The organism is Sphingobium sp. Z007, from assembly GCF_900013425.1.
In the GTDB taxonomy this organism is placed as follows: Bacteria; Pseudomonadota; Alphaproteobacteria; order Sphingomonadales; family Sphingomonadaceae; genus Sphingobium.
Genome location: NZ_FBXK01000005.1, coordinates 1,780,231 through 1,805,353, shown reverse-complemented (window position 1 = coordinate 1,805,353; position 25,123 = coordinate 1,780,231). Strand labels below are relative to the sequence as shown.

Below are 25,123 nucleotides of genomic sequence, written 5' to 3'. Positions count from 1 at the left end.
CGGCTGACCGGGCGTCCGGTCAGTGGCATAAAGGGCCATCGCAGGCCTTGTGCAGCTTCCACGCCATCGCGGCGCAGGGCAGCGTCAGGAAGGCGACGAGCAGCAGCTGCATCACAACCGACACGCCCGCGATGCTCAGGCCAATGGCGCAGAACGAGCCGATCACCATCGCGCCCGAATTGACGATGTTGTTCGCCGCCACCGTCCGCGCCGCTTCGCATTTTTCGACCGTCGTGGTGAGGAAGGCGTAGAGCGGCACCACGAACATGCCGCCGAAGGTCGCAACGCCCAGCAGGCAGAGCGACAGGGGAATGGCGAGCGGATGGGCGAGGAAGCCGGTCAAGGACAACATCTGCCCGCCCGGCGAAGGCGTCCACAGGTCGCACACGATGTGGAAGGCGACGATGCACAGCCCCATGCCGAGCACCGAAGCGGGGGCGTATTTGGCCGACACACGCCCCTGCAACAGCCGGTTGATCGCCACCGATCCGATGGCGATGCCGATTGAGAAGATGGCCAGGAACAGGCTGGCGACCGGCTTGTCGGCGGTCAGGACATTCTTCACCAGCGGCGGAAACTGGATGAACAGGATGGAGCCGACCGCCCAGAACAGGCTGATCGCCATGATCGCCAGGAAGAGCCGGCGGATATGCATTGTGCCGCGCACCAGCGCGACCGACGACCGGATAATGTGGAAATCGATCGGCTGCTGGTCCAGCAAGGACGGCGCGGAAGGCACCTTCCGCCCCGCGGCGTAGCCGATCAGCGCGGTGATGATGATGCACACGGCGGCGGCTTCCACCGGGATCAGGCCGGCCAGGATCGTGCCGGCCAGGATCGCGATATAAGTGCCCGCTTCAACGAGGCCGGTGCCGCCCAGCACTTCATCGTCATGCAGATGCTGGGGCAGGATCGCATATTTGATCGGGCCGAAGAAGGTCGAATGGATGCCCATGGCGAACAGTGCGATCAGCAGCAGCGGAATCGCCAGCGTATGGACCGCAATGCCGCTCCAGATCAGGCCAAGGCCGATCGCGCCGACGCCCATGATTACGATTTCCGCGGCCTTGACCCAGCGGATGATGACCGCCTTGTCGCGCTGGTCGGCCAATTGCCCCGACAGCGCCGACATCAGGAAAAACGGTAATATGAAGACGCCGGTCGCCAGCGCGCTGAACCAGGTTTCGGACCGTTCGTCATTATAGACCTGATAGACGACGAACAGCACCATCGCGTTCTTGAACAGATTGTCGTTGAACGCACCGAGCAGCTGGGTGATGAAAAGCGGCAGAAAACGGCGCTTGTTCAAGAGCCTGAGAGAGGCTTGCATGGATAGGGGCGTCTTCTTTTCCGTGAGCGACCGGGGCGGGGTCTAGCGGTTGCCGGCGTCTGTGTCCAATGGGTTGGGCGTGATGATACAGCTTTGCTTGTATGCCGCGTCGGACTGTGGCAGTTCGCGGCGATGCTCACGCTGCCCAATTTGCTGACGCTTTCGCGGATCGTGACGGTGCCCTTGCTGGTCGCGCTCTTGTGGCCGGCAGAGCAAGGCGCGCGCTGGACGACCGGCTATGCGCTGGCCTTCGCCCTCTATTGCCTGATGGGCGTGACCGATTATTTCGACGGCTATCTGGCCCGCGCGCAGGGCACGGTATCGAAACTGGGCGTATTCCTGGACCCGATCGCCGACAAGATCATGGTCGGTGCCGTCATCCTGATGCTGGCCGCGACCCGTGATATTGCAGGCATCCATATCGCCGCCGCGATGATCATCCTGCTGCGCGAGATCGCGGTGTCGGGGCTGCGCGAATTTCTGGCGGGGATACAGGTGTCGATGCCGGTGTCGCGCCTGGCGAAGTGGAAGACGACCTTCCAGATCATCGCGCTGGGCGCATTGATACTGGCCGGGGCTGTGCCGCATTTTCCTTTCGTCCAGACCGTGGGTATCATCACCCTGTGGGCCGCGGCGATGCTGACGCTGGTCACCGGCTGGGACTATCTGCGCGTCGGCATCAAGCATATGGACTGAGCGGCGATGGCGGACCTGACCATCGTCTATTTCGCCTGGGTGCGCGAAGCCATCGGCCGTGAGGAGGAACGGGTCGCGCGGCCCGCGCCGACCGCGAGCGTGGCCGATTTAGTGGCGACGCTGGCTGCGCGGGGTGGGGGCTATGCGCAGGCTTTGGGCGATCCGGCGCGGTTGCGCGCGGCGATCGACCAGCGTTTCGTGCCGTTGGACTGCCCGATCGGTGATGCGCGCGAAGTGGCGTTGTTTCCCCCGGTGACGGGCGGATGAAACGGGTTTTCATCCAGACGGCGGATTTCGATGTGGCCGCCGAACTGGCCGCTCTGGAGACGCTGGGCGGCGGCGGCGTGGCAAGCTTTACCGGGGTGGTGCGCGGGGATGGCGGCCTCATCGCGCTGGAGTTGGAACATTATCCGGCGATGACGCAGTTGCAGGTCGATCGGATCGCGGACGAAGCGCTCGCTCGCTGGCCGCTGCTGGGCGTCAGCGTCATCCATCGTTTCGGGCGGTTGGCGCCGGGCGCGCGCATCGTATTCGTCGGCACCGCGTCGCGTCATCGCATCGCCGCACTGGAAAGCTGCGCCTTCCTGATCGACTGGATGAAGTCGGACGCGCCTTTCTGGAAGAAGGAGCATTTCGGCGACGGCGTGACCCAGTGGGTCGAGGCGCGGGCCGAGGATGAGGCCAAGGCGCAGAGCTGGAAAAGCTAACAATCTCCGTTCGTTTCTAGCGAAGTCGAGAAACGTGGGTACAGCGCTATCCACTTCTCGACTTCGCTCGAAGCGAACGGCTGTTTACCGCTAAGCCGCTTCGGGCAATCGGCAATTGACCGCAGCGGCATCGCGCAGGATGCCGGCCAACAGGTGAAATTCCTTCTCGCGCGGGCTGTTCTTGCGCCACACCAGCGCGATATCGCGCCAGGCCCGCTCTGACTGCAACGGCCGCGCCACGATCCGCGTATGCTCCAATATGCCGCTTGCGATCGCCATTTCCGGGATCATGGTCATGCCCAGGCCATTGTCGACCATCTGGATCAGCGTGTGCAGCGACGTGCCCATCATCGTCGCGCTGGCGCGCAGGTCAGGCCGGTTGCAGGCGGCCAGCGCATGGTCCTTGAGACAATGGCCGTCCTCCAGCAGCAGCAACTTGCTCTCGTCGATCATGTCCGGGCCGATCCATTCGGGCGGATCGCGCGGCTCGTCATGCGGGAAGGCGACGTAGAGCCGGTCCTGGAACAGGATTTCGCTGTCCACCTCCCCCATCGCGAAGGGTAGGGCCATGAGCACGCAGTCGACATTGCCGTGGCGCAGCGATTCGATGCCGGGCTGGGTCGTTTCCTCCCGCAGATAGAGTTTGAGGTCCGGCCGGTCGGCGCGCAGGCGGGGGAGCAGCCGGGGCAGCAGGAAAGGGGCGATGGTGGGGATCACGCTCATCCGCAATTCGCCGGTCAGCGGCTTGCCCGATGCTTCGGCGATGGCGACCAGTTCCTCCGCCTCGCGCAGCACGCGATGCGCCTTGTCCACGATGCGATCGCCCAGCGCGGTGAAGCGCACTACCCGCCGGGTGCGCTCGACCAAAGTGACGCCGATCAGCGATTCCAGTTCGCGGATGCCCGCCGACAGGGTTGACTGGGTGACGAAGCAACTGTCGGCGGCCTTGCCGAAATGGCCCTGCTCTTTCAGCGCGACGAGATATTGCAGCTGTTTGAGCGTGGGCAGGTAGCTGGACATATCGGATTCCTCGATCAGAACTCCGAGTATAAGAGCCCTAGCCGATATATCCAAGATATTTGGCGACCCCGAACAGCGATGTGATCGTCAGGATCACGCCCACCGCCGAGAAAAGAACGCGCGGCGCAACCCGGCGCGCCAGCATTGCGCCAAAGGGGGCGGCAATCACGCCGCCGATCAGTAGGCCGAGCGTATAGGTGGTGAACGCTTCCCAGCCCAGATGGATGAGGAAGGTCAGGCTGATCGACAGGGTGAGGATAAATTCGACCGTGTTGACGGTGCCGATCGTATGGCGCGGACTGGACCCCTGGAGCAGCAGGTTCGATGTCACGATCGGCCCCCAGCCGCCACCGCCGCTGGCATCCATGAAGCCGCCGATCAGACCCAGCGGCCCGACCCATTTGGGATCGCGCGGTTTGGGCGGCAGATGGAAGCCGCGCCAGATAAGGTAGAAGCCGATCGCGGCGAGATAGGCCAGGACGAAGGGCTTGATGACCGCGCCGTCGATATTGGACAGGAAATAGGCGCCGCTGACGCCGCCGATCACGCCGGGAATGATGAGTCGCGCAAAGAGTTTCCAATCGACATTGCGGTGCAGGATATGGCTGATCGCAGACACGCCGGTCGTGAAGGTTTCGGCGACATGGACGCTGGCCGACGCGCGGCTGGGCGGCACGCCCAGGGTCAGCAACAGGGTGCTGGAGATAACGCCATAGGCCATGCCTAGCGCGCCGTCGATGATCTGCGCGCCGAAGCCCACGAGGATGAACGGCAGGATTTCGCCGAAATGGGCGATAAAAGTGTCGATCATCCGCTACCCTTCCTGGAATTGTCTATCGCAATGATTGGAATATCGCGGGTTGCCAAGCAAGTTTCTATTTGCAGCGAAAAAGCGGGATTAGCACGCCGTCTGGAAAAGCCGCATAATCTCCCTTATATGGAATCCTCATAACAGTCTGGGATCGGTCAGGGACGTCTGGATGGTAAGCAGCCTCATTTCCTATCTGGATTCGATCAAATCCCGCGATCCGGCGCCGCGGTCCCGCGCGGAAATCCTGCTTTACCCCGGCGTCTGGTCGCTGGCATTCCATCGGGTTGCCCATCGCCTCTACCGTGCGCGGCTGTTCTTCCTCGCGCGTGCGGTGAATCATTTCTCGCGATTCCTCACCGGCAACGACATCCATCCCGGCGCGAAAATCGGCAAGCGCTTCTTCATAGACCATGGCTTTACCGTGATTGGCGAGACGGCCGAGATCGGCGATGACGTCACCCTCTACCAGAATGTGACGTTGGGCGGCACCGATCCCGCCAACGGCATCGCCGGCAAGCGTCACCCGACGCTGCATGACGGCGTGATCGTGGGGTCGGGTGCGCAGGTGCTGGGACCGATCAATGTCGGCGCGCGTGCGCGGGTGGGGGCGAACGCGGTGGTGACCAAGGATGTGGCCGATGGCGCGACCATGGTCGGCATCCCGGCGCGCGCGATGCTGGTTGACGTGACCGCCTATCAGCGCGACTTCATGCCTTATGGCACGCCCTGTTCGGACTGTTTCGACCCGGAAAAGCAGAAGCTGGAAATGCTCCAGTGCGAGGTCGAGCAGTTGCAAAAACGTCTGGCGGCATTGATGGCGGAGCGCCAGACCCCGGTGTTGGATGACGATGCGCCATTGTTCAAGGAGCGCGGCCGGGCCTGATGAGTAATGTAACGCCGTTTCCCCATCGAGGGGCGGGGCCGCTGCCAAAGGGCGGGCAGGTCGGGTTTGAGCGGCTGGAACTGCAGCGGATTATGGATTTATACGGCCGCATGGTGTCGGCCGGCCATTGGCGCGATTATGCGATGGATATGGGGCAGGACGCTGCGATCTTCAGCGCCTTTCGCCGCTCCGCCGAACGGCCGGAATATCGGATCGAAAAGCGTCCGGCGCTGCGCCATCGGCAGGGCATGTGGGCGCTGGTCGGGGAAAGCGGCCAGATATTGAAGCGCGGCCAGGAATTGCAGGGCGTGCTGGCCCCGGTCGAGCGTAAATTGCTGCGGATCGTCGAGGATTGAGGATCACCCGTCGCTTTCATGCGACGGCGCGATCCAGATAGGGCAGCCGCTCCGAAAGGCGCGGGGGCAGGACGCCGACGATTAGCGCGCGGGCATGGTGCCAAAGCGCCGACAGCAGCAGCAGCGCGGAACCGATGACCAGCGCGGTGAGCGCCCAGGACATCTCCACCGCGCCGGCCTGGCGAAACAGGCCGTAGAGAGCGAAGAGGACGTAGGCGAGGCTGGAGACGAGCAGCGCCCGCCGATCGATCGCCAGCGCCACCACGCCAAAGGCGACATACAGCGCGATCACGAGCGCCGCGCGACCGGCGCTGATCTCATCGCCTTTTAGCACGCCCAGCAAGTAAAAGAGGGAGTGTGCGATCATCGGCGCGGCGGCCAGGTGCAGCCAGAAGGCGACGTCAGACCGGCGCGTGATGCGGGCGCGGTCGCTCATGTCCCACCACATGGCGAGCGCGAAGGTGGCGAGACCTGCGATGAGCAGCAGCGCGAAGGGCAGGGTCGCGCTGCCGGGCATGGCGGCGATCACAAGGCTCACCCCCACACCCGCCGCCGCGGCCGCGCCGACCGCCACGGTGATCGGCACCATGAAGCGGCGCCAATGCGCCCAGGCCGCGAACACGCCCGCGCCAGCCGCGACGCACAGGATCATCGATGCGAGGCTGTCGCCCGCATCGGGGAAGATCTGCGCGCCCAGCGCACCGACCGCAAAGGCGATGCCGCCGACGAACCCGCCCAGCAAAAGAATGGAGGGCAGCGCCATGTGCCGGCGCCGGGTGAAATATTCGGCCAGGCCCCAACTGACCGCAGCGACCAGCACGCCGGCCATGAAAGCGGGATGATGGTCCGGTGCGCCGAATCGCAGGCCGTTGCCAAGCCAGCCGACGGCCAGCAGCAGCAGGATGCTGGCGATCGCGACGAAGATGTCGTTGAAGCCGGTCAGTAGCCGGAAATGTTCTTCATCGACCATCGGCGAGGCGTGCTGCGCGGCGACATGATCGCGCAACGCCTGAGCCGCCTGCGGGGCAATAGCACCGGCCGCTACGGCATCCTGTAAATCGCTCTCGCTATACATCGTCCTGCTCCCGACCCTGTCTGGGAAGGGTATATTAGCATTGCTGTATTAATACATCAATACAGTTGATTTTGGCCTTTTTCCGGGGGTCTAGCGGTGTTAGCGCAGGACCGATAATAGAGGAGACGATCGATCATGACATTGCCGACATTGCTGGAAGGCCGCCTGTCGCTGCCGCTGATCGGATCGCCGATGTTCATTATCTCGCAACCGGCCCTGGTCATGGCGCAATGCCGGGCGGGGATCGTGGGTGCCTTTCCTTCGCTCAATGCGCGGCCCTCCGGCCTGTTCGAGGCGTGGTTGCAGCAATTGCAGGCGGAACTGACGGACGCCGACGCGCCCTTCGCCGTCAACCTGATCGTCCACCGCAGCAATGCGCGGCTGGAGGAGGATCTGGCGCTATGCGTCCAATATCGCGTGCCGCTGGTCATCACCTCGCTCGGCGCGCGCGAGGATGTGAACGCGGCGATCCACAGCTATGGCGGCATCGTCCTGCACGATGTCATCGACGACCGCTTCGCACGCAAGGCGATCGAGAAGGGCGCCGATGGCCTGATCGCGGTCGCCGCGGGTGCGGGCGGCCATGCTGGCACATTATCCCCGTTCGCACTCATTCAGGAAATCCGCCAGTGGTTTGACGGGCCGCTCGCTCTGTCGGGCTCCATCGCGACCGGCCGCGCCATCGCCGCCGCGCGGATGATGGGAGCCGACCTCGCCTATATGGGGTCGCCCTTCATCGCCACGGCGGAGGCAAACGCCGACCCGGCCTACAAGCAGATGATCGTCGATAGCCATGCCGCCGACATCGTCTATTCCGACGTGTTCACCGGCGTCCACGGCAATTATCTGCGCCCCAGCATCGTCGCGTCAGGGCTTGACCCCGATGCGCTGCCCAAGGCGAAGGACATGGATTTCGCGGCGATGACCGGCGGCGACAAGAAAGCCTGGCGCGACGTATGGGGCTGCGGCCAGGGCATCGGCGCGATCGGCAAGGTGCAGTCGGCCGCCGATTTTATCGCCGGCCTAAAGGCGGACTACCGTGCGGCTGTCGCTGGCCTCACCGTCTAGGAAGCCGCGCAGTTCGCCGATGAAGCGGTCGAACTGGTCATGGTGCAGCCAGTGGCCGGCATCGGCGAACTCGATCAGTCGGGCGTCGCTGAAATGGCGGATGCGGCCGTCCTTTTCCGGGTTGGATGCCCAGCTGTCCTTACCCAGGCAGAGCAGGGTGGGGCAACTGATCCGCTTCCAGAAGTGGGGAAGCTCCTCGTCGGTGCCCGCCTGGGGCGCCATGCCTTTAAGATACGGGTCGAATTTCCAGCCATAGCTGCTGTCTTCGTTGCGATTGACGCCATGGCTGGTCAGGTGCAGCGCCTGTTCTACCGTCAGATGCTCGTTGCGCTCGCGCATCCGGCCGATCGCCGCTTCGATCGTGGGATAACGGCGCGGCGTGCGCCGGGCGCTGGCGCGGCGCGTATCGATCCATGCGCGCCAGACGTCGGGCGCCGACTGTTCGGCTTGTTCCTTCAGGCGTTGGGGCGACAGGCCCAGCCCTTCGATCGCGACGAGCTTGCGCAGCTTGTCGGGGAACAGGCCCGCATAGCGCAGGCTGATCGCGCCGCCCAGCGAATGGCCGACGATCGTCACGGGCGACCGGTCGAGCAAGTCGACCAGTTGCGCCAGGTCATAGACGAAATTGGCCATCATATAGGAGCCATCGGGCGACCAGTCGCTGTCGCCATGGCCGCGCAGGTCGGGGGCGATGACATGATAATCCCGCGCCAGCGCCCGCGCCGTCCAGTCCCAGCTGCGGGCATGGTCGAAGCCGCCATGCACCAGGATCAACGTCGGCGCGGATGTATTGCCCCAGTCGAGATAATGGAGCCGGGTCCGCAGCGAGGTGAAGAAATGCGAAGTCGGGGTCGGCGCTGTGGGGATGTCCATGCGATCCTGCAGGCTGGGAACAGATACAGACCCCATTGGCGAACTGCGCCGAGGTTGCAAGCAAAGAGCGACGAAAAATGCCGCTTTTCCAATATTTCCGCAGGCGTTTTGGTAAAACGGTTCAACAATCGGGACGTAACAGGTCGGGTCCGCGCTCCACGATCGCCGATGCCAGCGCGGCGCGCATCGCGGTCGCGACGATACGGGCCAGCTCCGCCTGCTTGAACGGTTTGTCGAGGCGAAGGCGCTGCGTGGCGTGCGGCGGCAATTCGGCAAAGCCGGTGACGATGACGACCGGCAGGCCCGGCTGCATCTGCTCGATCGCGTCGGCCAGCTGCGCGCCGGTCATGCCCGGCATGGCATGGTCGGTGACGACCAGGTCGACGCTGCCGCGCTCCAGCAACCGCAGCGCGTCGGTGCCGGATGACGCCTGGAACACGGTATGGCCCAGATCCTCCAACATGCCGGCGGTGTTCATCAGCACCAGATCGTCATCGTCCACCGCCAATATGACCAGGGGGGTGTCGGGGTCATGCATTTCCTCCACCACCATGGCGATGTGGCGGGCATCCGCGTCGGCCTCCGTCATCGGCAACCACAAGGATACGTTGGTGCCGATGCCAGGCTCACTGGCGATCGTCAGCGACCCGCCGCATTGCTGGGCGAAGCCATGCACCATCGACAGGCCAAGGCCCGTGCCTTTGCCCACGCCCTTGGTGGTGAAAAAGGGCTCCCGCGCGCGCTCCAGCGTCGCTATGTCCATGCCCTGGCCTTCATCGATCACCGACAGGCGGATATAGTCGCCCGCGCCCAGATCCGGCCGTTCGCCCGCCGCGACGATCATATGCGCCGCCTCCACGATAATCCGTCCGCCATCCGGCATGGCGTCGCGTGCGTTGACCGCCAGGTTGAGCAGCGCCAGTTCCAGCTGCGACGGGTCGGCATGGGCCGCGCCCAGCATCGGCGGAAAACGTATCTCAATCATTACCGCCGCGCCCAAAGTGGTGCGGAACAATTCGGTCATCCCCTGCACCAACGCGACGCAATCGACGCTTTGCAGCTTTAATTCCTGCTTGCGCGCAAAGGCCAGCATCCGCTGCGTCAGGGTCGCGCCGCGCTCGGCCGCCGTCATGGCGTTGTCGAGATAGCGGCTGATGTCGCCGCCGGTCGCCAGCCGTTGCCGGGCGAGGTCCAGGCTGCCCACGATCACCGCCAGCAGATTGTTGAAATCATGCGCCACCCCGCCGGTCAGCTTACCGATCGCATCCATCTTCTGCGTCTGGACGATGGCGTCGCGCGCTTCGTCCAGCGCGCGTTGCGCCTCGCGCCGTTCGGTCAGGTCACGGGTGATCTTGGCGAAACCCAGCAATTCCCCGTCGGGCGCGCGAATCGGGTCGATCACGACATTGGCCCAGAAACGCGATCCATCCTTGCGGATGCGCCAGCCTTCCGCCTCAAACCGCCCCACGCTTTGCGCGGTATGAAGGGCGCGGGATGGCAGGCCGGCCAGACGATCCTCATCGCTATAGAAACGGGCGAAATTCTGGCCCAATATCTCTTCGGTCTTATAGCCCTTGAACCGTTCCGCGCCCATGTTCCAGCTCGTCACCGTGCCGACGGGATCGAGCATGTAGATGGCGTAATCAGTCACGCTCTGCACCAGCAGTCGAAACCTGTCCTCGCTGGCGCGCAAGGCATCCTGCGCGGCGCGCTGCTCGGTCAGGTCACGGGTGATCTTGGCGAAACCCAGCAATTCCCCGTCCGGCGCGCGGATCGGGTCGATCACGACATTGGCCCAGAAACGCCCGCCATCCTTGCGGACGCGCCAGCCCTCCGCCTCGAACCGGCCTTCATGCTCGGCGGCATAAAGCGCCATGGCGGGAACGTCGCTCGCCTGATCCTCCGGCGTGTAGAAGCGCGAAAAATGCTGGCCGATTATCTCGTCCGCCTCATACCCCTTGAAGCGGCGCGCGCCTGCGTTCCAACTGGCCACGATGCCCATGGGGTCGAGCATGTAGATGGCATAGGCGGTGACGCTTTGAACCATCAGTTCGAAGCGATTGCCAGTTTCGTCGGTCGATGCTGTAGTCATTCTGTCCCCGGACCAAGCGCCGGTGGACGGTGCTCTCTTTGCCATCGGCAAAACGGCGCTGAGAGCCGATCGTTCCGTATCCTCCCGCAGTGCGCCCTCTTGACTTGAAACGCGGCGCTGCGCACGACGCCGGCTCCATCAAGCAGGGAGCGGTCATGACGACGAAGGTGACGATCACGGTCATTGGCGAAGCGATGCTGGAACTGAGCCGGGGCGAGGGCGACAGCTGGAATCTGCGCTATGGCGGCGACGTCATCAATACGGCGATTCATCTGGCACGCGCGGGCGACCGGGTGCGGCTCGCCAGCGCATTGGGCGCCGATCCCATGAGCGCGCAGTTGTGCGCCCAATGGGAGGCGGAGGGCGTCGACACATCACTGGTGATCGCAGCGGAGGGCAGGCTGCCGGGCCTCTACGCCATCGAAACGGATGCGGCCGGCGAGCGCAGTTTCCATTATTGGCGCAGCGAGGCGGCGGCGCGGCGGATGTTCGCCCTGCCGCAGAGCGCGGCCATGGTGGCGCAGGCGGCGCAATCAGACCTGCTTTATTTCTCGCTCATCACCCTGGCGATCATGCCTGATGCCGGGCGGGAGGCGCTGCTGGACTTGTGCGCGCAGGTGCGAGCGCAAGGGGGGCGGATCGCCTTCGACGGCAATTATCGTGCGCGGCTGTGGGACGATGCGGCGACTGCGCGCCACTGGCGCGACCGGGCCATCGCGGTCAGCGACATCGGCCTGCCGACCCTGGCGGACGAGGTAGAAATGGGCGAGGCCGACGACGTGCGGGACGCGGCCGCCCGCTGGGGCGCGGGCGGGGGCAAGGATGTGGTCGTCAAGCTGGGCGGCGACGGTTGCCTGGTCGCAGGCGAAATCGTGCCGATCCCGCGCCGGTTGGACGTCATCGATTCGAGCGGGGCGGGGGACGCGTTCAACGGCGGCTATCTCCACGCCCGGCTGGCTGGCGCAGGTCCGGTTGAGGCGGCGTTGGCCGGTCATCGGCTGGCTGGCTGGAATATCGGCCGTCGCGGCGCGATCCCGGCGCGGGATGCAGATGCGCCTTACGGCTGATCCCCGTTGACAGGCCCCCATGGCTTGCGCCATGGGGCGGGAATTGGCGCGCGGGTGTAGCTCAATGGTAGAGCTTTTGCTTCCCAAGCAAGTGACGAGGGTTCGATTCCCTTCACCCGCTCCAAATCTCCAAAATTAACCCACCTGCCGCTTCGCCAGTTTCCGCGCCAGCGTGCGGCGATGCATGCCAAGGCGTCGCGCGGCTTCGGATATGTTGAACTCGCTGTCCTTTAGCACCTCATGGATATGCTCCCATTCCAGCGTCTTGATCGATGTCGGGCGCGGCGCCAATGGCGCGGCGGGGTTGCCGCCGGATCGGGCGAAGGCCGCCTCGATATCGTCGGTGTTGGAGGGCTTGGCGAGATAGTTGGTCGCGCCTAGCTTGATCGCCTCGACCGCGGTGGCGATGCTGGCAAAGCCGGTCAGCACCACGATCAGCATGGCGGGATCATGAGCGTGGAGCGCCTGAACGCAGGCAAGGCCCGATTGCGGGCCGAGCTTGAGATCGACGACGGCGAAGCCGGGGCGGTTGTCGGCCAATATCGCCGTTACCGATTCCAGGCTGTCGGCCGTCATAACATGGTAACCGCGCCGCTCGAACGAGCGTTTGAGCGTCCGGGCGAAGCCTTCGTCATCCTCGACGATCAGCAATTGCCGTTCATCCGTCATCATTCGCCTCCTCCAGCGCGAGCGTAGCCAGCGGCAGGCGCAGCAGGATCATCGCGCCCCCCTCCGCGCCATTGCTGGCGTCCACCCGTCCGCCCAGCTTGCGTACGACATTGACGACCAGAAACAGGCCGAGGCCGCCGCCCTGCTTGCCCTTGCTGGACCGATAGGGTTTGCCGACATCGGCCAGCATTGCCGGATCGAAGCCGCGGCCATTGTCGCGCACGGCGATATGAAGCCATTGGCTGTCGCGGCTAACCATCATGTTGATATAGGTCGCGTCGGCCTCCCGCGCATTGTCGAGCAGGTTAGTGACGGCCTGCCGGATCACCGGATCGGCGATGATGCGCGGATAATCATGCGGTCCAAAGTCGCAGCGCAGCGGCATGCCGGGATTGGCGAGGCGCCAATCGCGCGCGATGATGTCGATGAAATCGCGGACGTTGGTGATTTGCGGGGCTTCCCCGCGCGCCTCGCCCGCGGACATGAGGATGCCGGTCAATATGGTCTTGCAGCGTTTGACCGCCGCTTCCATCTCATCCACCTCCTCGACCAGCGCGGGATGCGCCTTGATTTCGGGCATGTGCCGCCAGTCGCCCAGCACCACGGCGAGCTGGGCCAGCGGCGTGCCCAGTTCATGCGCCGCGCCCGACGCCAACAGGCCCATGCGCACGATATGCTCTTCCTCCACCGCCTGTTGCCGCAGTTCCGCCAGATAATGTTCCCGCTGCTGCAGGTTGCGGTTCACGCGGGTCATAAACAGCACCAACAGCACCGCGATCATGGTGATGCAGATCCAGGTGCCGATGATGTGCAGGTCGAACAGGCGACCCTCCAGCGTCTCGCTAAGGTCGAGCGGCCTGTAGAAGAAGGCCAGCATCGCCGCGCAGAGCGTCGATACGGCCACGATGCCCCAGACGCTCCAGCGATGCAGCAGCACTGCGCCCAGCGCGACCTGCAACAGGTAGAGTGAGACGAACGGATTGGTCGCCCCGCCGCTCAGATAAAGTTGCGCGGTCAGGGCGAACACGTCGAACAGCAGCGCCAGGAACAGTTCGGCATGAGTAATATCGGTGCGTCGGCGCAGCACCATCAGGGTGCCGATGTTCATTGCGACCGCGATGCAAGGCACGACCAGCATCGAGCCTAGCGGCAGGCGAATGTCCATGCTGAAATGGACGAACAGGATGGTCGCAACCTGACCGGCGATGGCGATCCAGCGCAGTTGCACCAGCAACGCCATGTTGCGCCGCCCGGCCGCGTCGGCGGGCCACAGGCCCGGCAGCCAGCGCACGCGCTTGGACGATGCTGTCGTCATCCCCGGCGATCTTTTCCCGATTGGCGCATGACCAGGCTATAGCCCCCGGCAACCATCGCCGCCAGTATGAACCAGGTGATGGCATATTGCAGATGGTTATTGGGGAAGGTGACGACCGTCAGCCCGCCGATCGGAAGAGCGTCCGGCGAAGGGCTGGCCTGCGCATCGACGAAATAGTTCGCAACCGGATTGAGCTGGCGCGCCGCGGCGATGGCGGCGACGTCGCGCGAATACCAGCGGTCGGCTAGGGGATCGTTGCTGCGCAGGAAGCCGCCGCCCGGTTCGGTCAGGCGCAGCAGGCCGGTGACGCGCACCACGCCCTGCGGCCTCTGGTAGCGAGTCTTGGCGTCTGGCGGCACAAAGCCACGGTTGATAAGAAGGATCGCGCCATCGCGCTGCCGCAGCGGGGTCAGCACCCAATAGCCCGATCCGCGGACCGTGGCCGCCTGCACCAGCACAGCCTTGTCATGCAGGAAGGTGCCGGTCGCGGTGACCCGGCGATATTCGTCGGCCTTGGTCGCGCTAAGCGGTGCAGGCCCTGGCGCGGCACGGATGCGGGCATCAACGCGGGCGATCAGGTCGCGCTTCCACGCCAGTCGCTCCACTTGCCAGACGCCCAGCGCGCACAGGCCGACAAACAGGATCAGCGCGATCAGCGTCAGGCCGACCGAAAACCCCGCCCGCTTGCCCTTGGGGGCGGGGCGGGGTTCGGCCTGTGTCACGGCATCTGACTCATGTCATGCGACATGGTGGGCATCATATTATGGTTGAGGTGATACATGACCCACATCGATCCCGACAGGGTGATGACGACCAGCACCAGCGTGAACATCAGCGCCATCATCGACCAGCCACCTTCGGATCGGGTATTCATATGCAGGAAGTAGATCATGTGGACGACGATCTGCACCACGGCAAAGGCCATGATGATGATCGCGGTCGTCTGCGGATTGGCGAAGAAGCCCGTCATAACCAGCCAGAAGGGGATGGCCGTCAGGAACGCCGACAGGCCGAAACCGATCATGTAGCTGCCCATCGTCCCGTGCGCGCCAGCATGGGCGTCGGGGTGGTCATGGCCGGACTTGGGGTGGGCGGCATCGCTCATCGCAACATTCCCATCAGATAGACAAAGGTGAAGACGCCGATCCAGATGACGTCGAGGAAGTGCCAGAACATCGACAGGCACATCAGGCGGCGCTGGTTGGCGGGGATCAGGCCATGTCTGGCGACCTGGACCATGAGCGTGACCAGCCAGATGCAGCCAAAGGTGACGTGCAGCCCGTGGGTGCCGACCAGCGTGAAGAAGGCCGACAGGAAGCCCGACCGCATCGGCGTCGCGCCCTCATGGATGAGGTGCGCGAACTCGTACATTTCGATGCTGAGGAACGCCAGGCCGAACAGGCCGGTGATCGCCAGCCAGCCCTGCGTCGCGGCGATCCTGTTCTTTTCCATCGCCAGCATGGCGAAGCCATAGGTTATGGAGGAAAAGAGCAGCATGGCGGTGTTGAGCGCCACCAGCGGCAGATCGAATAGATCCCGTGGCCCCGGTCCCGCCGCATAATTACCGCCCAGCACTGCATAGGTGGCGAACAGACAGGCGAAGATGAGGCAATCGCTCATCAGATATATCCAGAAGCCCAGCATGGTGCTGGACCCTTCGGGATGATGCGGCTCGTGGGCCAGGTGGAACAGCGGATTGCCATCCTTGTCCAGGAAGGCGGGGTCTATGGTAGGTGCGCTTGCCATGATGGTTTAACCCTTGGCTGCGAGCAGCGCGGTGCGCTCGCCCTCGGTGCGCTCCACCACATCCTTGGGGATGTAGAAGTCGCGCTTATAGTTGAAGGTATGGCCGATCGCGACGGCTAGGATGCCGACGAAGCTGAGGCTCGCGAGCCACCAGATGTACCAGATCATGCCGACCGAAAAGGCCACGGACAGCCCGGCGATGATGATGCCGGTGCCCGTGTTAGACGGCATGTGGATCGCTTCATACCCCGACAAAGGACGCTGATATCCGCGCTTTTTCATGTCGGCCCAAGCGTCACCATCATGGATGACGGGCGTGAAGGCGAAATTATAGTCTGGCGGGGGCGAGCTGGTCGCCCATTCCAGCGTACGGCCGTTCCACGGATCACCCGTCGTATCGCGCAACTTGTCACGGTTGATGATGCTGACTGCGAACTGGACGAACATGCAGGCGATGCCGGCCGCGATCATCAGCGCGCCGAAGGCGGCAATTTGGAACCAGATTTGCAAGCTGGGATCGTCGAACACGCGCATCCGGCGGGTCACGCCCATCAGGCCCAGGATGTAAAGCGGCATGAAAGCGAACCAGAAGCCAACGACCCACAGCCAGAAGCTGCGCTTGCCCCATACGGTGTCCAGCTTGTAGCCGAACGCCTTGGGCCACCAGTAGTTGATTGCCGCGAACAGGCCGAACAATACGCCGCCGATGATGACGTTATGGAAATGCGCGATCAGGAACAGGGAGTTGTGCAGCACGAAGTCGGCAGGCGGTACGGCAAGCAGCACGCCGGTCATGCCGCCGACCGTGAAGGTCAGCATGAAGGCTACCGTCCACATCATCGGCAGCTCGAAACGGATGCGCCCCCGATACATGGTGAACAGCCAGTTGAAGAGCTTGGCCCCGGTCGGGATGGAAATGACCATCGTCGTGATGCCAAAGAAGCTGTTGACGCTGGCGCCCGATCCCATGGTGAAGAAATGGTGCAGCCAGACCAGATAGCTGAGCAGCGCGATGACGATTGTTGCATAGACCATCGAGCTGTAGCCGAAGAGGCGCTTGTTCGAGAAGGTCGCAGTAACCTCGCTGAACACGCCGAACAGCGGCAGGATGAGGATATAGACTTCCGGGTGACCCCAGATCCAGATCAGGTTCACATACATCATGGGGTTGCCGCCCATGTCGTTGGTGAAGAAAGCGGTGCCGACATAACGGTCGAGGCTGAGCAGCGCCAGCACGGCGGTCAGCACTGGAAAAGCCGCGACGATCAGGACGTTGGCGCAGAGCGAGGTCCAGGTGAAGATGGGCAGCTTCATCATCGTCATGCCCGGCGCGCGCATCTTGACGATGGTCGCGATCAGGTTGACGCCAGACAACAGCGTGCCGATGCCCGCGATTTGCAGGCCCCAGATATAATAGTCGACGCCGACGCCCGGCGAATAGGCGATGCCCGACAGCGGCGGATAGGCCAGCCAGCCGGTACGCGCAAATTCCCCCACGAACAGCGACATCATGACGATCACGGCGCCCGCCGTGGTCATCCAGAAGCTGAAATTGTTGAGGAAGGGGAAGGACACGTCGCGCGCGCCGATCTGGAGCGGGACGATATAGTTCATGATCCCGGTGATCATCGGCATGGCGACGAAGAAGATCATGATGACGCCATGCGCCGTGAAAATCTGGTCGTAATGATGGGCGTTGAGATAGCCTTCCGACCCGTTGAACGCCATCGCCTGCTGCAGGCGCATCATGACCGCGTCGGCAAAGCCGCGCACGAACATGATGAGGCCGAGGATCATGTACATGATCCCGATGCGCTTATGGTCGACGGTGGTGAACCAGTCGTTCCACAACATGCCCCACAGCTTATATTTGGTGATGCCCGCGACGACGACGAGGCCGCCGAGCATCACCATGATGAAGGTGCCGACGACGATCGGCTCGTGCAGGGGCAGCGAACTCCAGTCGAGCCGACCGAAGATCAGCTTCCAGATGCCGCTATTTTCAGAGGCGGGGGAGGGGGACATGGCGTCTAGCCTTCAGGCGAGAGAGAAATGAAAGAACGGGGACAGGTCATGGGCATCACATGCCTTCGTGACCGGCATGGCCACCGCCATGCCCATCGCCATCCTGCTGGCCGGGGGCTTGCTTGCCCTGCGCGACCGGAGTGCGTTTCGCCGCCGGGGTCATGCCCGCGGGCTGGGCGATCTCGCCCTTCTTGCCCGGCTCGACCGGATGGAAGCCGCCGACGTCGATCGTGCCGTCATGGCGCAGCCCTTCGACGTCATGCGCCGATTCCTTGCCCGCGCCGCCCATGGAGTCGGTCATCATCACCGCGTCCATGCACTTCTTGCCCGGCTGCACGCACATGTTGAGCGCGGCATGAAACAGCTTGGGTTCGACACCGCTGAAATACATCGGCGGCACCTTCTCGCTGGGCTGTTCCAGCTTGACGTAGGTGGCGCGGTCCAGCGTCGCGCCGCTGGCCTTCACGCGGGCGACCCATTGGGCGAACCCGCGCTGGTCAAGGGCGTGGAACTTGAAGCGCATGTGGGAGAAGCCCGCGCCTGAATAGTTGGCGGACAAACCATCGAACGCGCCGGGCTTGTTGGCGACCGCGTGCAAAGTGGTCTGCATGCCCGGCATGGCGTAGATCTGGCCGGCCAGCGCGGGCACGAAGAAGCTGTTCATGATGGTGGAGGAGGTGATCTTGAACTCGATCGGCTGATCGACCGGCGCGGCCAGTTCGTTCACCGTCGCGATGCCCAGTTCAGGGTAGATGAACACCCATTTCCAGTCCATCGCCACCACTTCGACCTGCAACCGCTTGGTCGCCGGATCCATCTTGCGCGCATGATCGACACGATCGAGCGGGCGATAGGGGTCGAGCAGGTGGGTGCTGCTCCACGTCACCGCGCCCAGCGCGATGATGATGAGCAGCGGCGCGGACCAGATCAGCAGTTCCAGGCTGGTCGAATGGTCCCAGTCAGGATCATAATCCTCCGCCTTGGCCTTTTCCCGATATTTCCACGCAAACCAGATCGTCATCGCCATGACGGGGATGATGATCAGCAGCATCAATGCGGTCGAAATCAGGATCAGATTGCGTTGCTGCATTGCAACGTCGCCGGCGGGGGACATGACCACCCAGTCGCATCCGCCCAGCGGCAGCAGCAGGAGTGGCGCGATTCGGCGCAGAAATGCGCGCTTGGTGGCGGAATGACGGGCTATCATGTGGCCCGCATTATCAGGATGAGCGGCGCGCGACATTGGACCTTTTGTCCTATCCCTGTGCATCTGCAAAATAGGGCATGGAGTAAATAACCAAAGGGATGATTCGTCGCGCAACGAAGTGCGGCGCGGATCGTTCCCGCAGCATGAAGGTCCGTTTTACCCCATGACTTCCGCGACGACCACGCCCAATTCGACCCAGGCGGAACGCGACGTGCGCCAGTTGCACGCGCATGGGCAAAAGAAGGTTGCGCCAGGCGAAATTGCGATCGGCGTCATCATTGGTCGCACGTCGGAATTTTTCGACTTCTTCGTTTATGCGATCGCATCCTGCATCGTCTTCCCGGCGCACATCTTCCCCTATATGTCGCCGTTGATGGGGACGCTCTGGTCCTTCGCCATCTTCGCGCTCGCCTTCATCACCCGTCCGATCGGGTCGTTCATCTTCATGGTGGTCGATCGCGCCTATGGCCGCGGGGTCAAGCTCACCATCGCGCTGTTCCTGCTGGGCGGATCGACGGCGGCCATCGCCTTCCTGCCGGGTTATGAGACGATCGGCCATTGGGCCGCCGTGCTGCTGGCGCTTTTCCGCGCCGGGCAGGGCGTCGCGCTTGGCGGCACCTGGGACGGTTTGGCCTCCTTGCTCTCGCTCAACGCGCCCAAGAACAAGCGCGGCTGGTATGCGATGATGCCGCAGCTGGGCGCGCCCCTAGCGCTGATGGTGGCGGCGGGCCTGTTCGCCTTCTTCCTCAATACGCTGTCCACCGCCGACTTCCTTGACTGGGGCTGGCGCTATCCCTTCTTCGTCGCCTTCGCGATCAACGTGGTGGCCCTGTTCGCGCGCCTGCGCATCGTCGTGACAGAGGAGTTTGCGCGGCTCTATGAAACCCGCGAACTCCAGCCCTCGCCGGTCATCGAAACCGTCCGCAGCGAAGGGCGCAACATCGTCATCGGCGCTTTTGCGCCCATGGCCAGCTTCGCGCTGTTCCACATGGTCACCGTGTTCCCGCTGTCGTGGATCGCGCTCTATACCGATCAGCCGCTGGAACGCTTCCTGATGATCGAGGTGATTGGCGCATTCGTCGGCGTGCTGGCGATTATCGTGTCGGGCTTCGTCGCCGACATGGTGGGCCGCCGCACCCTGATCGGCTGGTCGGCCGTGGGGATCGCCATCTTCGCGGTTGCAGCGCCCCTGTTGCTGGATGGCGGCGATCTGGGCGAAGTCGCCTTCATGGTGCTGGGCTTCATCCTGCTGGGCCTGAGCTTTGGCCAGTCATCCGGTATTGTCGCTTCCAACTTCCGCACCGCGACGCGTTATACCGGGTCGGCGCTGACGTCGGACTTGGCGTGGTTGGTGGGCGCCGGTTTTGCGCCACTGGTCGCCTTGCTGGTCTCCGCCGAGTTTGGCCTGGCCGCGTCGGGCGTCTATCTGCTGTCGGGCGCGGTGGTGACCGGGGTGGCGCTGTTCGTGAACAAGGAACTGGCTGGCCGCGACCATTAAACTGCGCTGCGCATCCGCTTGAGCGCTTTGCGGTCGAACCAGACGGTCGGGCCGGGGCGCGGGCGGAAACGGGCCAGCCATTCGGGATAGAGGGTAGCGAGACGCGCGGGGAGGCCGCCCGGCCCCTCGCGCGTCATGATGTCCGACACGATCCGGTTCTGGTAGAAACGCACCGAATAGTTGATCAGCCGCTTATAGTGCATATGCCAGGTCTGGGGTCGGGCCAGGCTGACCTGTTCGCACAGAAAGCCCGCATCGTCGCAGGGCACGACCCCCGCCAGATCCCACGCGATATCCTTCTGCAACCCGGTATGCGCCCAGGACGCCACCAGCCCGTCGTCGCCGATCAAATCGTCGGGCAGGCGCAGCTTGCGGGCGCGAATGTCCGCCAGAAATCGCCCTGACAGAGCGTAGAGATCGCCGAACAGCCCGCCTTCGCTGTGCAGCGTGCCGCGATAGGTTGCCGCCATCCGGCCGTTCATCGGCATGCCCGACGCAGCATTGGCGTGGGGATGGGCGACCAGATCGGCGACCAGCGCGTCGATCGACCCCGCCACGATCTGCGCATCGCCATCCATGAAGATGACCGCCTGCTCCGCCCCGGTCAGCAGGTCGTGGACCATATGGTTCCAGGTCCGCGACTTGCCACCCTCCCGTATGTCATGGACGATGACATTGGCCCGCCCGCCCGCCGCATCCCGCGCCCGCGCCACAGTGGCGTCGGTGGTGCCGTTGACCAGCACATGGAAGAACGTGTCGGGGCGATCGAGCGGTAGCGACGCCAGGCAGGCGCCGATTCGACGTTCTTCCTGATGAGCGAAGATGGCGACAGCGACCGAAGAGGGGGCGGCGTAAGAGGAGGGGGGCGGCATGGCGTTAGCGGAAGTCCCAGCCCTGCTGGCCATGCTGGCTGGCGTCGAGGCCGTCGGCCTCTTCCTGTACGCTCACCCGCATGGGGATGACGACAGACACGATCAGCGCGGCGATCGCGCTGCCGACCATCGCCCATAGGGCGACCACGACCAGGCCGATGGCCTGCGACGTCAACGCGCCGGGCAGGCTGATATTGGCGTCGAAACCGACCCCGCCCAGCAGCGGCAGGACGAAGACCGGCAGCAGCAGCACGCCCGTCAGGCCGCCCAGCCCGTGGATGGCAAAGACACCCGCGCCGTCATCGACCCGGCTGGACAAGATGCCGCCACCGATGCGGGCGACAAAGGCGGCGATCACGCCGATCAGCATCGCGCCGCCGGTGCCGACCAGCGCGGCGCTGGCCGATATGGCGGCGATGCCCGCCAGCGCGCCGGAGATTATGCCGGTGGCGCTGGTGCGGGCGCCCAACATCCGGTCGAGCAGCCCCCAGGTCAGCGCCGCCGCGCAGGCGGCGAAGAGGTGATTGAGGATCGCGGTCGCGGCATCGTCGGTCGCGCCCAGCGCCCAGCCGCCAACCACGCCGGACAGGCCGATCCAGAGCAGCCCGCCGCCCGCCAGGCTGAGCAACGGAGCATGGCCGGGATCGGACGGCTCGCGCCGCGCGCCTGCGATCAATGCGAGGGCGAGGGCGGAAAAGCCCGCCACGCCGTGCAGCACCAACCCGCCGGCGAAATCCATGACGCCCAGGTCCGCGAGCCAGCCGCCGCCCCACACCGCATGGGCGACCGGGGCATAGACCAGCAGCAGCCAGAGCGGGGTGAAGGCGATCCACCAGCCGATCCGCGTCCGCTCCGCCACCGCGCCCACCAGCAGGCAGGCGGCGAGCAGGGCGATGGACAGTTGGAAGAGGACGAACGCCGATTCGGGAACGGTCAGCCCGTCGCGCAACTGGGCGAGATTGGCGAGCAGCAGGTTTCCGCCGCCGCCCAGCCAGGCGCTGCCCGGCGCATAGGCGATGCTGTAGCCCGCAATGGCCCAGGTCAGCGCGGCGACCGCCGCGACCGCCGCCCCCTGCCCCGTCACTGACAGGGCGTTGCGCACATTGACCTGCCCCGCATGGCGCAGCATCAGCCCCGGCAACGCGGCCAGCAGCACCAGCAGCGCGCACAGGATCATCCAGCCGGTATCGCCGCTATCGGCCACCGCGACCTGCGCCCAGGCCGGTTGCGGCAGCGCCAAGGCGGTCAGAAGAGGCAGGGCGAAAGAAAGGCGCATCATCAAAACCCGGCTGTGGAGACGTCCGCTGTGTCTAGCGGCGCTCTGGTAAAGTTTTCGATAAGCAAGGTCGAGGGAGGCGGAGGATGGCGCGGCAGGACGCGACGGCCGAAGTTCACACCGTCGTCGGGCAAAATCGGCCGATAGTCGCTGCGAGGCCAGCGCGACGCCCCTGTGAAGCCACCCCGACGCGCCACATGGGTCACACCCATGCGACAGGTGCGCGACGCCCACGCGACAGCGATGCGCCGATCGCGCAATGGCAGGGCTGGGGGGAGGGGGCGGCGGGTTCATCCAGAAGGATAGACCAGACAAAATCCTACATTGAAAGGCTTTCATGGGCCGGCGGCTGGCTTGTCTGTCCGCCGTCGGGTAGCGAAAGCCGGTTCACAGGTTGAGCGGTGGTAATGGCGCTCTCTTGCCTTTAGAGGAGGCGCAGTTCCCAAGACATTCAGGTAGATGATGGCCCGCAAACATTCGAAACATGGTCGCTATGAAGACGTGCCTGCCGAGGAAGACGCGCCGCTGCCGGTGATAGATTGCTGGCTGTGCGGGCGGCCGACCGGCAAGACGATCGTCTGGCACCATCCCGTTCCCAAGAGCCGGGGCGGGCGCGATGTCGTTCCCATGCATGGGATCTGCCAGCAGACGCTGATCGCCAATTTCACCAATTCCGAATTGCAACGCCACGGCACCGATGTCGAGGGCCTGCTGGCCCATCCCAATGTGCGCAAATTCGTCGATTGGGTGGCGAACAAAGACCCCGATTTCACCGCAACCACGGCGAAGAAGCAGCGGTAAGGCAGTCGAGGATTTGGTGGCTGTGCTCAGATAGAAGCGGGATGCAGGGTCAAGCGCGGCATGACTAGAGGGGTATGTCTGGAAGCGACCAGTTTTTGCCTTCAAAACATGGTGTGCCTTTGTCCAGAAGCGGCCGTTTCCCTCACCCTCACCCCAGCCTTCGCTGGGGTGAGGGTGGATTTATATCCGCTCTACGGCTCCTGCACCGGCAAACCTGACCGTCCGCCATCCACCCCTCCCCAACACCCCTAAAAACTCTCGCCCCCGCAGCGCACGCGGCCGGTGCCGCGATTGTCGACCGTGCAGGCGGCTTTGCCGGTGATGGTGACGTCGCCCGATCCCGCTGTCGTGACCCGCGCGGTGACGTCGGCGGTCAGGGTGATGCTGCCCGGTCCTTCGTTGGTGACGCTGGCCTGGCGCGCGATCAGGGGTTCGGCGGCCAGCGCGCCGGGGCCGTTGACGCGGATGGCGGCGACGCCCGCGCGGCCCGCCATCGTCACCCGGCCGCCGCCCGCCAGCGCCACGTCGATCCGGTCGAGGTCGACCGTGCCCACGCTGACGTCGCCATTGCCGCCCAGCACGATCTGCCCCGACTGGCCCTTCATCCGGTCGATCGACACCGATCCGCCGCCGGTCAGCACGATCCGCTGCACCATGGCGGTGGACAGGCGCAGCGTCGCCGCGCCGCCGCTCTTTTCGCCCGGCCGCGTTCGCTCCATGGCGATGGTGAGCAGCCGGCCGGAGACATCGACCTTCAGCCGGTCGAGCGCGCCCTGGTCGCCCTCCGCCCGCGCCGATGCGCCCGCGCCGGTGGTCAGGATGACGGTGACGGGGGCATCCACGCGGATCGCGTCGAAGCTGGTGATGGTGTAGCCGCGCGTCGCCGCACCGGCGGGCGCGGCAAGGAAGAGCGCGGTCGCCGTCAGGGCGCGCAGCGCGCCTCGCCCGGTCCCGTTCCGCTTGTCGTGCATTGCGCCTTGCCCTTTACCGTTACGTCGCCCGGACCCATGATGCTGATAGCGACCCTGCCGTCGGAGGCAATGTCGATGTCGCCCGCGCCCAGGACATCGATCTCCGCGCTGCCGACCTTCAGCGCGGCGGCGTCGATGTCGCCGACGCCGGTGATGGACAGTTTCGCGGTGTCGGCGGTGCCCGCGATCTTGATCGATCCCGCGCCGGTGATGTCGGCGCTCAGCGTCTTGACCGCTACCGTGCCGATGCGGAAATCGCCAGCCCCGGTCAGCGCCAGCTCCAGTCGGTCGCCCTGCGCCTTGTCCAGGTCGAAATCGCCTGCGCCGGTCAGCGCGGCGGCGGCGATGGCGGGCATCGTCACATGGATGGTCGCCCCCTTGTCCCCATCCTTGCGGCCCCAGTTCCAGTCGCCCTTCGACTTGCGGCCGATCACCAGTCTGCCATCCTTCACCCGGATGTCGAGGTCGGCGACCGCTTTGGCATCGCCATCCGCCTTAACCGCAAAGCCGCTGCCGATGGTAACGGCGACATTGTCCGGCCCGGTCGCGTCGATCTGCGTGAAATCCTTCAACGTCGCCCAATCCTGCGTGCTGCGCGCCAGTTCGTCGGCGGCGGGCGATTCGTCGGTGCGCGAACAGGCGGTAGTGGACAGCGCCATGCCGGTGAGGGCCAGGGCGAGCAGGGGAAGGGGGCGGGGCATCGCAATCTCCTCTATGTGTGTTGTATGAGCAATACACGTTGTCCGTGGCGGTTCCAAGCCTCTT

At 64.4% G+C, this 25,123-nt stretch carries 26 protein-coding genes and 1 tRNA gene; 10 read left to right on the top strand and 17 right to left on the bottom strand.

Features of this window, described 5'->3' with window-relative positions; translation table 11 throughout:
* Positions 1-19: 19 nt before the first annotated feature.
* Positions 20-1,330: an MFS transporter gene (locus tag CEQ44_RS16765; RefSeq protein WP_088182018.1), complete on the bottom strand. Its 1,311-nt coding sequence runs from the start codon at positions 1,328-1,330 to the stop codon at positions 20-22.
* Positions 1,331-1,462: 132 nt separating this feature from the next.
* Between CEQ44_RS16765 and pgsA the strand changes: the two genes are divergently transcribed.
* From pgsA to CEQ44_RS16750, 3 genes are read left to right on the top strand one after another with little or no spacing between them, the layout of a single operon-like run.
* On the top strand, positions 1,463-2,026 hold the full coding sequence (gene pgsA / locus CEQ44_RS16760) for a CDP-diacylglycerol--glycerol-3-phosphate 3-phosphatidyltransferase (protein WP_088182019.1): 564 nt from the start codon (positions 1,463-1,465) through the stop codon (positions 2,024-2,026).
* A gap of 6 nt (positions 2,027-2,032) precedes the next feature.
* On the top strand, positions 2,033-2,293 hold the full coding sequence (locus CEQ44_RS16755) for a MoaD/ThiS family protein (protein WP_088182020.1): 261 nt from the start codon (positions 2,033-2,035) through the stop codon (positions 2,291-2,293).
* Positions 2,290-2,733 carry a molybdenum cofactor biosynthesis protein MoaE gene (locus CEQ44_RS16750; RefSeq protein ID WP_088182021.1) on the top strand — a complete coding sequence of 148 codons (444 nt, stop codon included), beginning with the start codon at positions 2,290-2,292 and terminating at the stop codon, positions 2,731-2,733. Before CEQ44_RS16755 ends, CEQ44_RS16750 begins: the two co-directional genes overlap by 4 nt.
* Positions 2,734-2,823: 90 nt before the next feature.
* Here the strand turns inward: CEQ44_RS16750 and CEQ44_RS16745 are convergent, their stop codons facing one another.
* On the bottom strand, positions 2,824-3,753 hold the full coding sequence (locus CEQ44_RS16745; protein WP_088182022.1) for a hydrogen peroxide-inducible genes activator: 930 nt from the start codon (positions 3,751-3,753) through the stop codon (positions 2,824-2,826).
* Positions 3,754-3,790: 37 nt separating this feature from the next.
* On the bottom strand, positions 3,791-4,564 hold the full coding sequence (locus CEQ44_RS16740) for a sulfite exporter TauE/SafE family protein (protein ID WP_088182023.1): 774 nt from the start codon (positions 4,562-4,564) through the stop codon (positions 3,791-3,793).
* A 169-nt stretch (positions 4,565-4,733) separates the two neighbouring features.
* On the opposite strand from CEQ44_RS16740, the gene epsC reads away from it, so the two are divergent.
* The gene (gene epsC / locus CEQ44_RS16735) at positions 4,734-5,447 is read left to right on the top strand and encodes a serine O-acetyltransferase EpsC (RefSeq protein ID WP_088182024.1); all 714 of its coding nucleotides are present in this window, start codon (positions 4,734-4,736) and stop codon (positions 5,445-5,447) included.
* Complete coding sequence (locus tag CEQ44_RS16730; protein WP_088182025.1) at positions 5,447-5,803, top strand: DUF2794 domain-containing protein; 357 nt, start codon at positions 5,447-5,449, stop codon at positions 5,801-5,803. The genes epsC and CEQ44_RS16730 overlap by 1 nt, the downstream gene beginning before the upstream one ends.
* Positions 5,804-5,819: 16 nt before the next feature.
* Here the strand turns inward: CEQ44_RS16730 and CEQ44_RS16725 are convergent, their stop codons facing one another.
* Positions 5,820-6,878 carry a hypothetical protein gene (locus CEQ44_RS16725; protein ID WP_088182026.1) on the bottom strand — a complete coding sequence of 353 codons (1,059 nt, stop codon included), beginning with the start codon at positions 6,876-6,878 and terminating at the stop codon, positions 5,820-5,822.
* Between the two features lie 135 nt (positions 6,879-7,013).
* Between CEQ44_RS16725 and CEQ44_RS16720 the strand changes: the two genes are divergently transcribed.
* Positions 7,014-7,946 carry a nitronate monooxygenase family protein gene (locus CEQ44_RS16720; protein ID WP_088182027.1) on the top strand — a complete coding sequence of 311 codons (933 nt, stop codon included), beginning with the start codon at positions 7,014-7,016 and terminating at the stop codon, positions 7,944-7,946.
* Here CEQ44_RS16720 and CEQ44_RS16715 read toward each other — a convergent pair.
* Both CEQ44_RS16715 and CEQ44_RS16710 read right to left on the bottom strand, forming a co-directional pair.
* Positions 7,902-8,819: an alpha/beta fold hydrolase gene (locus tag CEQ44_RS16715; RefSeq protein ID WP_088182093.1), complete on the bottom strand. Its 918-nt coding sequence runs from the start codon at positions 8,817-8,819 to the stop codon at positions 7,902-7,904. The genes CEQ44_RS16720 and CEQ44_RS16715 overlap by 45 nt on opposite strands.
* A 121-nt stretch (positions 8,820-8,940) precedes the next feature.
* Complete coding sequence (locus CEQ44_RS16710; RefSeq protein WP_088182028.1) at positions 8,941-10,911, bottom strand: PAS domain-containing sensor histidine kinase; 1,971 nt, start codon at positions 10,909-10,911, stop codon at positions 8,941-8,943.
* A gap of 155 nt (positions 10,912-11,066) precedes the next feature.
* Between CEQ44_RS16710 and CEQ44_RS16705 the strand changes: the two genes are divergently transcribed.
* Positions 11,067-11,978 carry a sugar kinase gene (locus CEQ44_RS16705; RefSeq protein ID WP_088182094.1) on the top strand — a complete coding sequence of 304 codons (912 nt, stop codon included), beginning with the start codon at positions 11,067-11,069 and terminating at the stop codon, positions 11,976-11,978.
* 50 nt (positions 11,979-12,028) lie between these two features.
* Positions 12,029-12,102: transfer RNA gene (locus tag CEQ44_RS16700), tRNA-Gly, on the top strand.
* A gap of 11 nt (positions 12,103-12,113) precedes the next feature.
* On the opposite strand, the gene CEQ44_RS16695 is transcribed toward CEQ44_RS16700, so the two are convergent.
* From CEQ44_RS16695 to cyoA, 7 genes are read right to left on the bottom strand one after another with little or no spacing between them, the layout of a single operon-like run.
* On the bottom strand, positions 12,114-12,647 hold the full coding sequence (locus CEQ44_RS16695) for a response regulator transcription factor (protein ID WP_088182029.1): 534 nt from the start codon (positions 12,645-12,647) through the stop codon (positions 12,114-12,116).
* On the bottom strand, positions 12,637-13,962 hold the full coding sequence (locus CEQ44_RS16690) for an ATP-binding protein (RefSeq protein WP_088182030.1): 1,326 nt from the start codon (positions 13,960-13,962) through the stop codon (positions 12,637-12,639). Before CEQ44_RS16690 ends, CEQ44_RS16695 begins: the two co-directional genes overlap by 11 nt.
* Positions 13,959-14,684 carry an SURF1 family protein gene (locus CEQ44_RS16685; protein WP_088182031.1) on the bottom strand — a complete coding sequence of 242 codons (726 nt, stop codon included), beginning with the start codon at positions 14,682-14,684 and terminating at the stop codon, positions 13,959-13,961. Before CEQ44_RS16685 ends, CEQ44_RS16690 begins: the two co-directional genes overlap by 4 nt.
* A complete protein-coding gene (gene cyoD / locus CEQ44_RS16680) occupies positions 14,681-15,067 on the bottom strand; it encodes a cytochrome o ubiquinol oxidase subunit IV (protein ID WP_088182032.1) in 387 nt (128 codons plus the stop codon). The genes CEQ44_RS16685 and cyoD overlap by 4 nt, the downstream gene beginning before the upstream one ends.
* On the bottom strand, positions 15,064-15,708 hold the full coding sequence (gene cyoC, locus CEQ44_RS16675; RefSeq protein ID WP_088182033.1) for a cytochrome o ubiquinol oxidase subunit III: 645 nt from the start codon (positions 15,706-15,708) through the stop codon (positions 15,064-15,066). The genes cyoD and cyoC overlap by 4 nt, the downstream gene beginning before the upstream one ends.
* A gap of 6 nt (positions 15,709-15,714) precedes the next feature.
* Positions 15,715-17,733, bottom strand: coding sequence for a cytochrome o ubiquinol oxidase subunit I (gene cyoB, locus CEQ44_RS16670; RefSeq protein ID WP_088182034.1), 2,019 nt, complete (start codon positions 17,731-17,733; stop codon positions 15,715-15,717).
* A 55-nt stretch (positions 17,734-17,788) separates the two neighbouring features.
* Complete coding sequence (gene cyoA, locus CEQ44_RS16665) at positions 17,789-18,940, bottom strand: ubiquinol oxidase subunit II (RefSeq protein ID WP_088182095.1); 1,152 nt, start codon at positions 18,938-18,940, stop codon at positions 17,789-17,791.
* Positions 18,941-19,103: 163 nt separating this feature from the next.
* Here cyoA and CEQ44_RS16660 point away from each other — a divergent pair, with 163 nt between their 5' ends.
* Positions 19,104-20,438, top strand: coding sequence for an MFS transporter (locus tag CEQ44_RS16660; protein ID WP_088182035.1), 1,335 nt, complete (start codon positions 19,104-19,106; stop codon positions 20,436-20,438).
* On the opposite strand, the gene CEQ44_RS16655 is transcribed toward CEQ44_RS16660, so the two are convergent.
* On the bottom strand, positions 20,435-21,310 hold the full coding sequence (locus tag CEQ44_RS16655; protein WP_088182036.1) for a glycosyltransferase: 876 nt from the start codon (positions 21,308-21,310) through the stop codon (positions 20,435-20,437). The genes CEQ44_RS16660 and CEQ44_RS16655 overlap by 4 nt on opposite strands.
* Before the next feature lie 4 nt (positions 21,311-21,314).
* Positions 21,315-22,586, bottom strand: a complete 1,272-nt coding sequence (locus CEQ44_RS16650; RefSeq protein WP_088182096.1) for an ammonium transporter — start codon at positions 22,584-22,586, stop codon at positions 21,315-21,317.
* A 462-nt stretch (positions 22,587-23,048) separates the two neighbouring features.
* On the opposite strand from CEQ44_RS16650, the gene CEQ44_RS16645 reads away from it, so the two are divergent.
* Positions 23,049-23,387 carry a hypothetical protein gene (locus CEQ44_RS16645; RefSeq protein ID WP_088182097.1) on the top strand — a complete coding sequence of 113 codons (339 nt, stop codon included), beginning with the start codon at positions 23,049-23,051 and terminating at the stop codon, positions 23,385-23,387.
* A gap of 248 nt (positions 23,388-23,635) precedes the next feature.
* On the opposite strand, the gene CEQ44_RS16640 is transcribed toward CEQ44_RS16645, so the two are convergent.
* Both CEQ44_RS16640 and CEQ44_RS16635 read right to left on the bottom strand, forming a co-directional pair.
* Entirely contained in the window at positions 23,636-24,358 is a 723-nt protein-coding gene (locus CEQ44_RS16640) for a GIN domain-containing protein (RefSeq protein ID WP_088182037.1), read from the bottom strand.
* A complete protein-coding gene (locus tag CEQ44_RS16635) occupies positions 24,310-25,059 on the bottom strand; it encodes a head GIN domain-containing protein (RefSeq protein WP_088182038.1) in 750 nt (249 codons plus the stop codon). The genes CEQ44_RS16640 and CEQ44_RS16635 overlap by 49 nt, the downstream gene beginning before the upstream one ends.
* Between the last annotated feature and the right edge of the window lie 64 nt (positions 25,060-25,123).

Excerpts from the sequence above, each read along its gene's own strand:
- CEQ44_RS16765 (WP_088182018.1), bottom strand. The coding sequence starts at position 1,330 with ATGCAAGCCTCTCTCAGGCTCTTGAACAAGCGCCGTTTTCTGCCGCTT.
- pgsA (WP_088182019.1), top strand. The coding sequence starts at position 1,463 with ATGCTCACGCTGCCCAATTTGCTGACGCTTTCGCGGATCGTGACGGTG.
- CEQ44_RS16755 (WP_088182020.1), top strand. The coding sequence starts at position 2,033 with ATGGCGGACCTGACCATCGTCTATTTCGCCTGGGTGCGCGAAGCCATC.
- CEQ44_RS16750 (WP_088182021.1), top strand. The coding sequence starts at position 2,290 with ATGAAACGGGTTTTCATCCAGACGGCGGATTTCGATGTGGCCGCCGAA.
- CEQ44_RS16745 (WP_088182022.1), bottom strand. The coding sequence starts at position 3,753 with ATGTCCAGCTACCTGCCCACGCTCAAACAGCTGCAATATCTCGTCGCG.
- CEQ44_RS16740 (WP_088182023.1), bottom strand. The coding sequence starts at position 4,564 with ATGATCGACACTTTTATCGCCCATTTCGGCGAAATCCTGCCGTTCATC.
- epsC (WP_088182024.1), top strand. The coding sequence starts at position 4,734 with ATGGTAAGCAGCCTCATTTCCTATCTGGATTCGATCAAATCCCGCGAT.
- CEQ44_RS16730 (WP_088182025.1), top strand. The coding sequence starts at position 5,447 with ATGAGTAATGTAACGCCGTTTCCCCATCGAGGGGCGGGGCCGCTGCCA.
- CEQ44_RS16725 (WP_088182026.1), bottom strand. The coding sequence starts at position 6,878 with ATGTATAGCGAGAGCGATTTACAGGATGCCGTAGCGGCCGGTGCTATT.
- CEQ44_RS16720 (WP_088182027.1), top strand. The coding sequence starts at position 7,014 with ATGACATTGCCGACATTGCTGGAAGGCCGCCTGTCGCTGCCGCTGATC.
- CEQ44_RS16715 (WP_088182093.1), bottom strand. The coding sequence starts at position 8,819 with ATGGACATCCCCACAGCGCCGACCCCGACTTCGCATTTCTTCACCTCG.
- CEQ44_RS16710 (WP_088182028.1), bottom strand. The coding sequence starts at position 10,911 with ATGACTACAGCATCGACCGACGAAACTGGCAATCGCTTCGAACTGATG.
- CEQ44_RS16705 (WP_088182094.1), top strand. The coding sequence starts at position 11,067 with ATGACGACGAAGGTGACGATCACGGTCATTGGCGAAGCGATGCTGGAA.
- CEQ44_RS16695 (WP_088182029.1), bottom strand. The coding sequence starts at position 12,647 with ATGACGGATGAACGGCAATTGCTGATCGTCGAGGATGACGAAGGCTTC.
- CEQ44_RS16690 (WP_088182030.1), bottom strand. The coding sequence starts at position 13,962 with ATGACGACAGCATCGTCCAAGCGCGTGCGCTGGCTGCCGGGCCTGTGG.
- cyoD (WP_088182032.1), bottom strand. The coding sequence starts at position 15,067 with ATGAGCGATGCCGCCCACCCCAAGTCCGGCCATGACCACCCCGACGCC.
- cyoC (WP_088182033.1), bottom strand. The coding sequence starts at position 15,708 with ATGGCAAGCGCACCTACCATAGACCCCGCCTTCCTGGACAAGGATGGC.
- cyoB (WP_088182034.1), bottom strand. The coding sequence starts at position 17,733 with ATGTCCCCCTCCCCCGCCTCTGAAAATAGCGGCATCTGGAAGCTGATC.
- cyoA (WP_088182095.1), bottom strand. The coding sequence starts at position 18,940 with ATGATAGCCCGTCATTCCGCCACCAAGCGCGCATTTCTGCGCCGAATC.
- CEQ44_RS16660 (WP_088182035.1), top strand. The coding sequence starts at position 19,104 with ATGACTTCCGCGACGACCACGCCCAATTCGACCCAGGCGGAACGCGAC.
- CEQ44_RS16655 (WP_088182036.1), bottom strand. The coding sequence starts at position 21,310 with ATGCCGCCCCCCTCCTCTTACGCCGCCCCCTCTTCGGTCGCTGTCGCC.
- CEQ44_RS16650 (WP_088182096.1), bottom strand. The coding sequence starts at position 22,586 with ATGCGCCTTTCTTTCGCCCTGCCTCTTCTGACCGCCTTGGCGCTGCCG.
- CEQ44_RS16645 (WP_088182097.1), top strand. The coding sequence starts at position 23,049 with ATGGCCCGCAAACATTCGAAACATGGTCGCTATGAAGACGTGCCTGCC.
- CEQ44_RS16640 (WP_088182037.1), bottom strand. The coding sequence starts at position 24,358 with ATGCACGACAAGCGGAACGGGACCGGGCGAGGCGCGCTGCGCGCCCTG.
- CEQ44_RS16635 (WP_088182038.1), bottom strand. The coding sequence starts at position 25,059 with ATGCCCCGCCCCCTTCCCCTGCTCGCCCTGGCCCTCACCGGCATGGCG.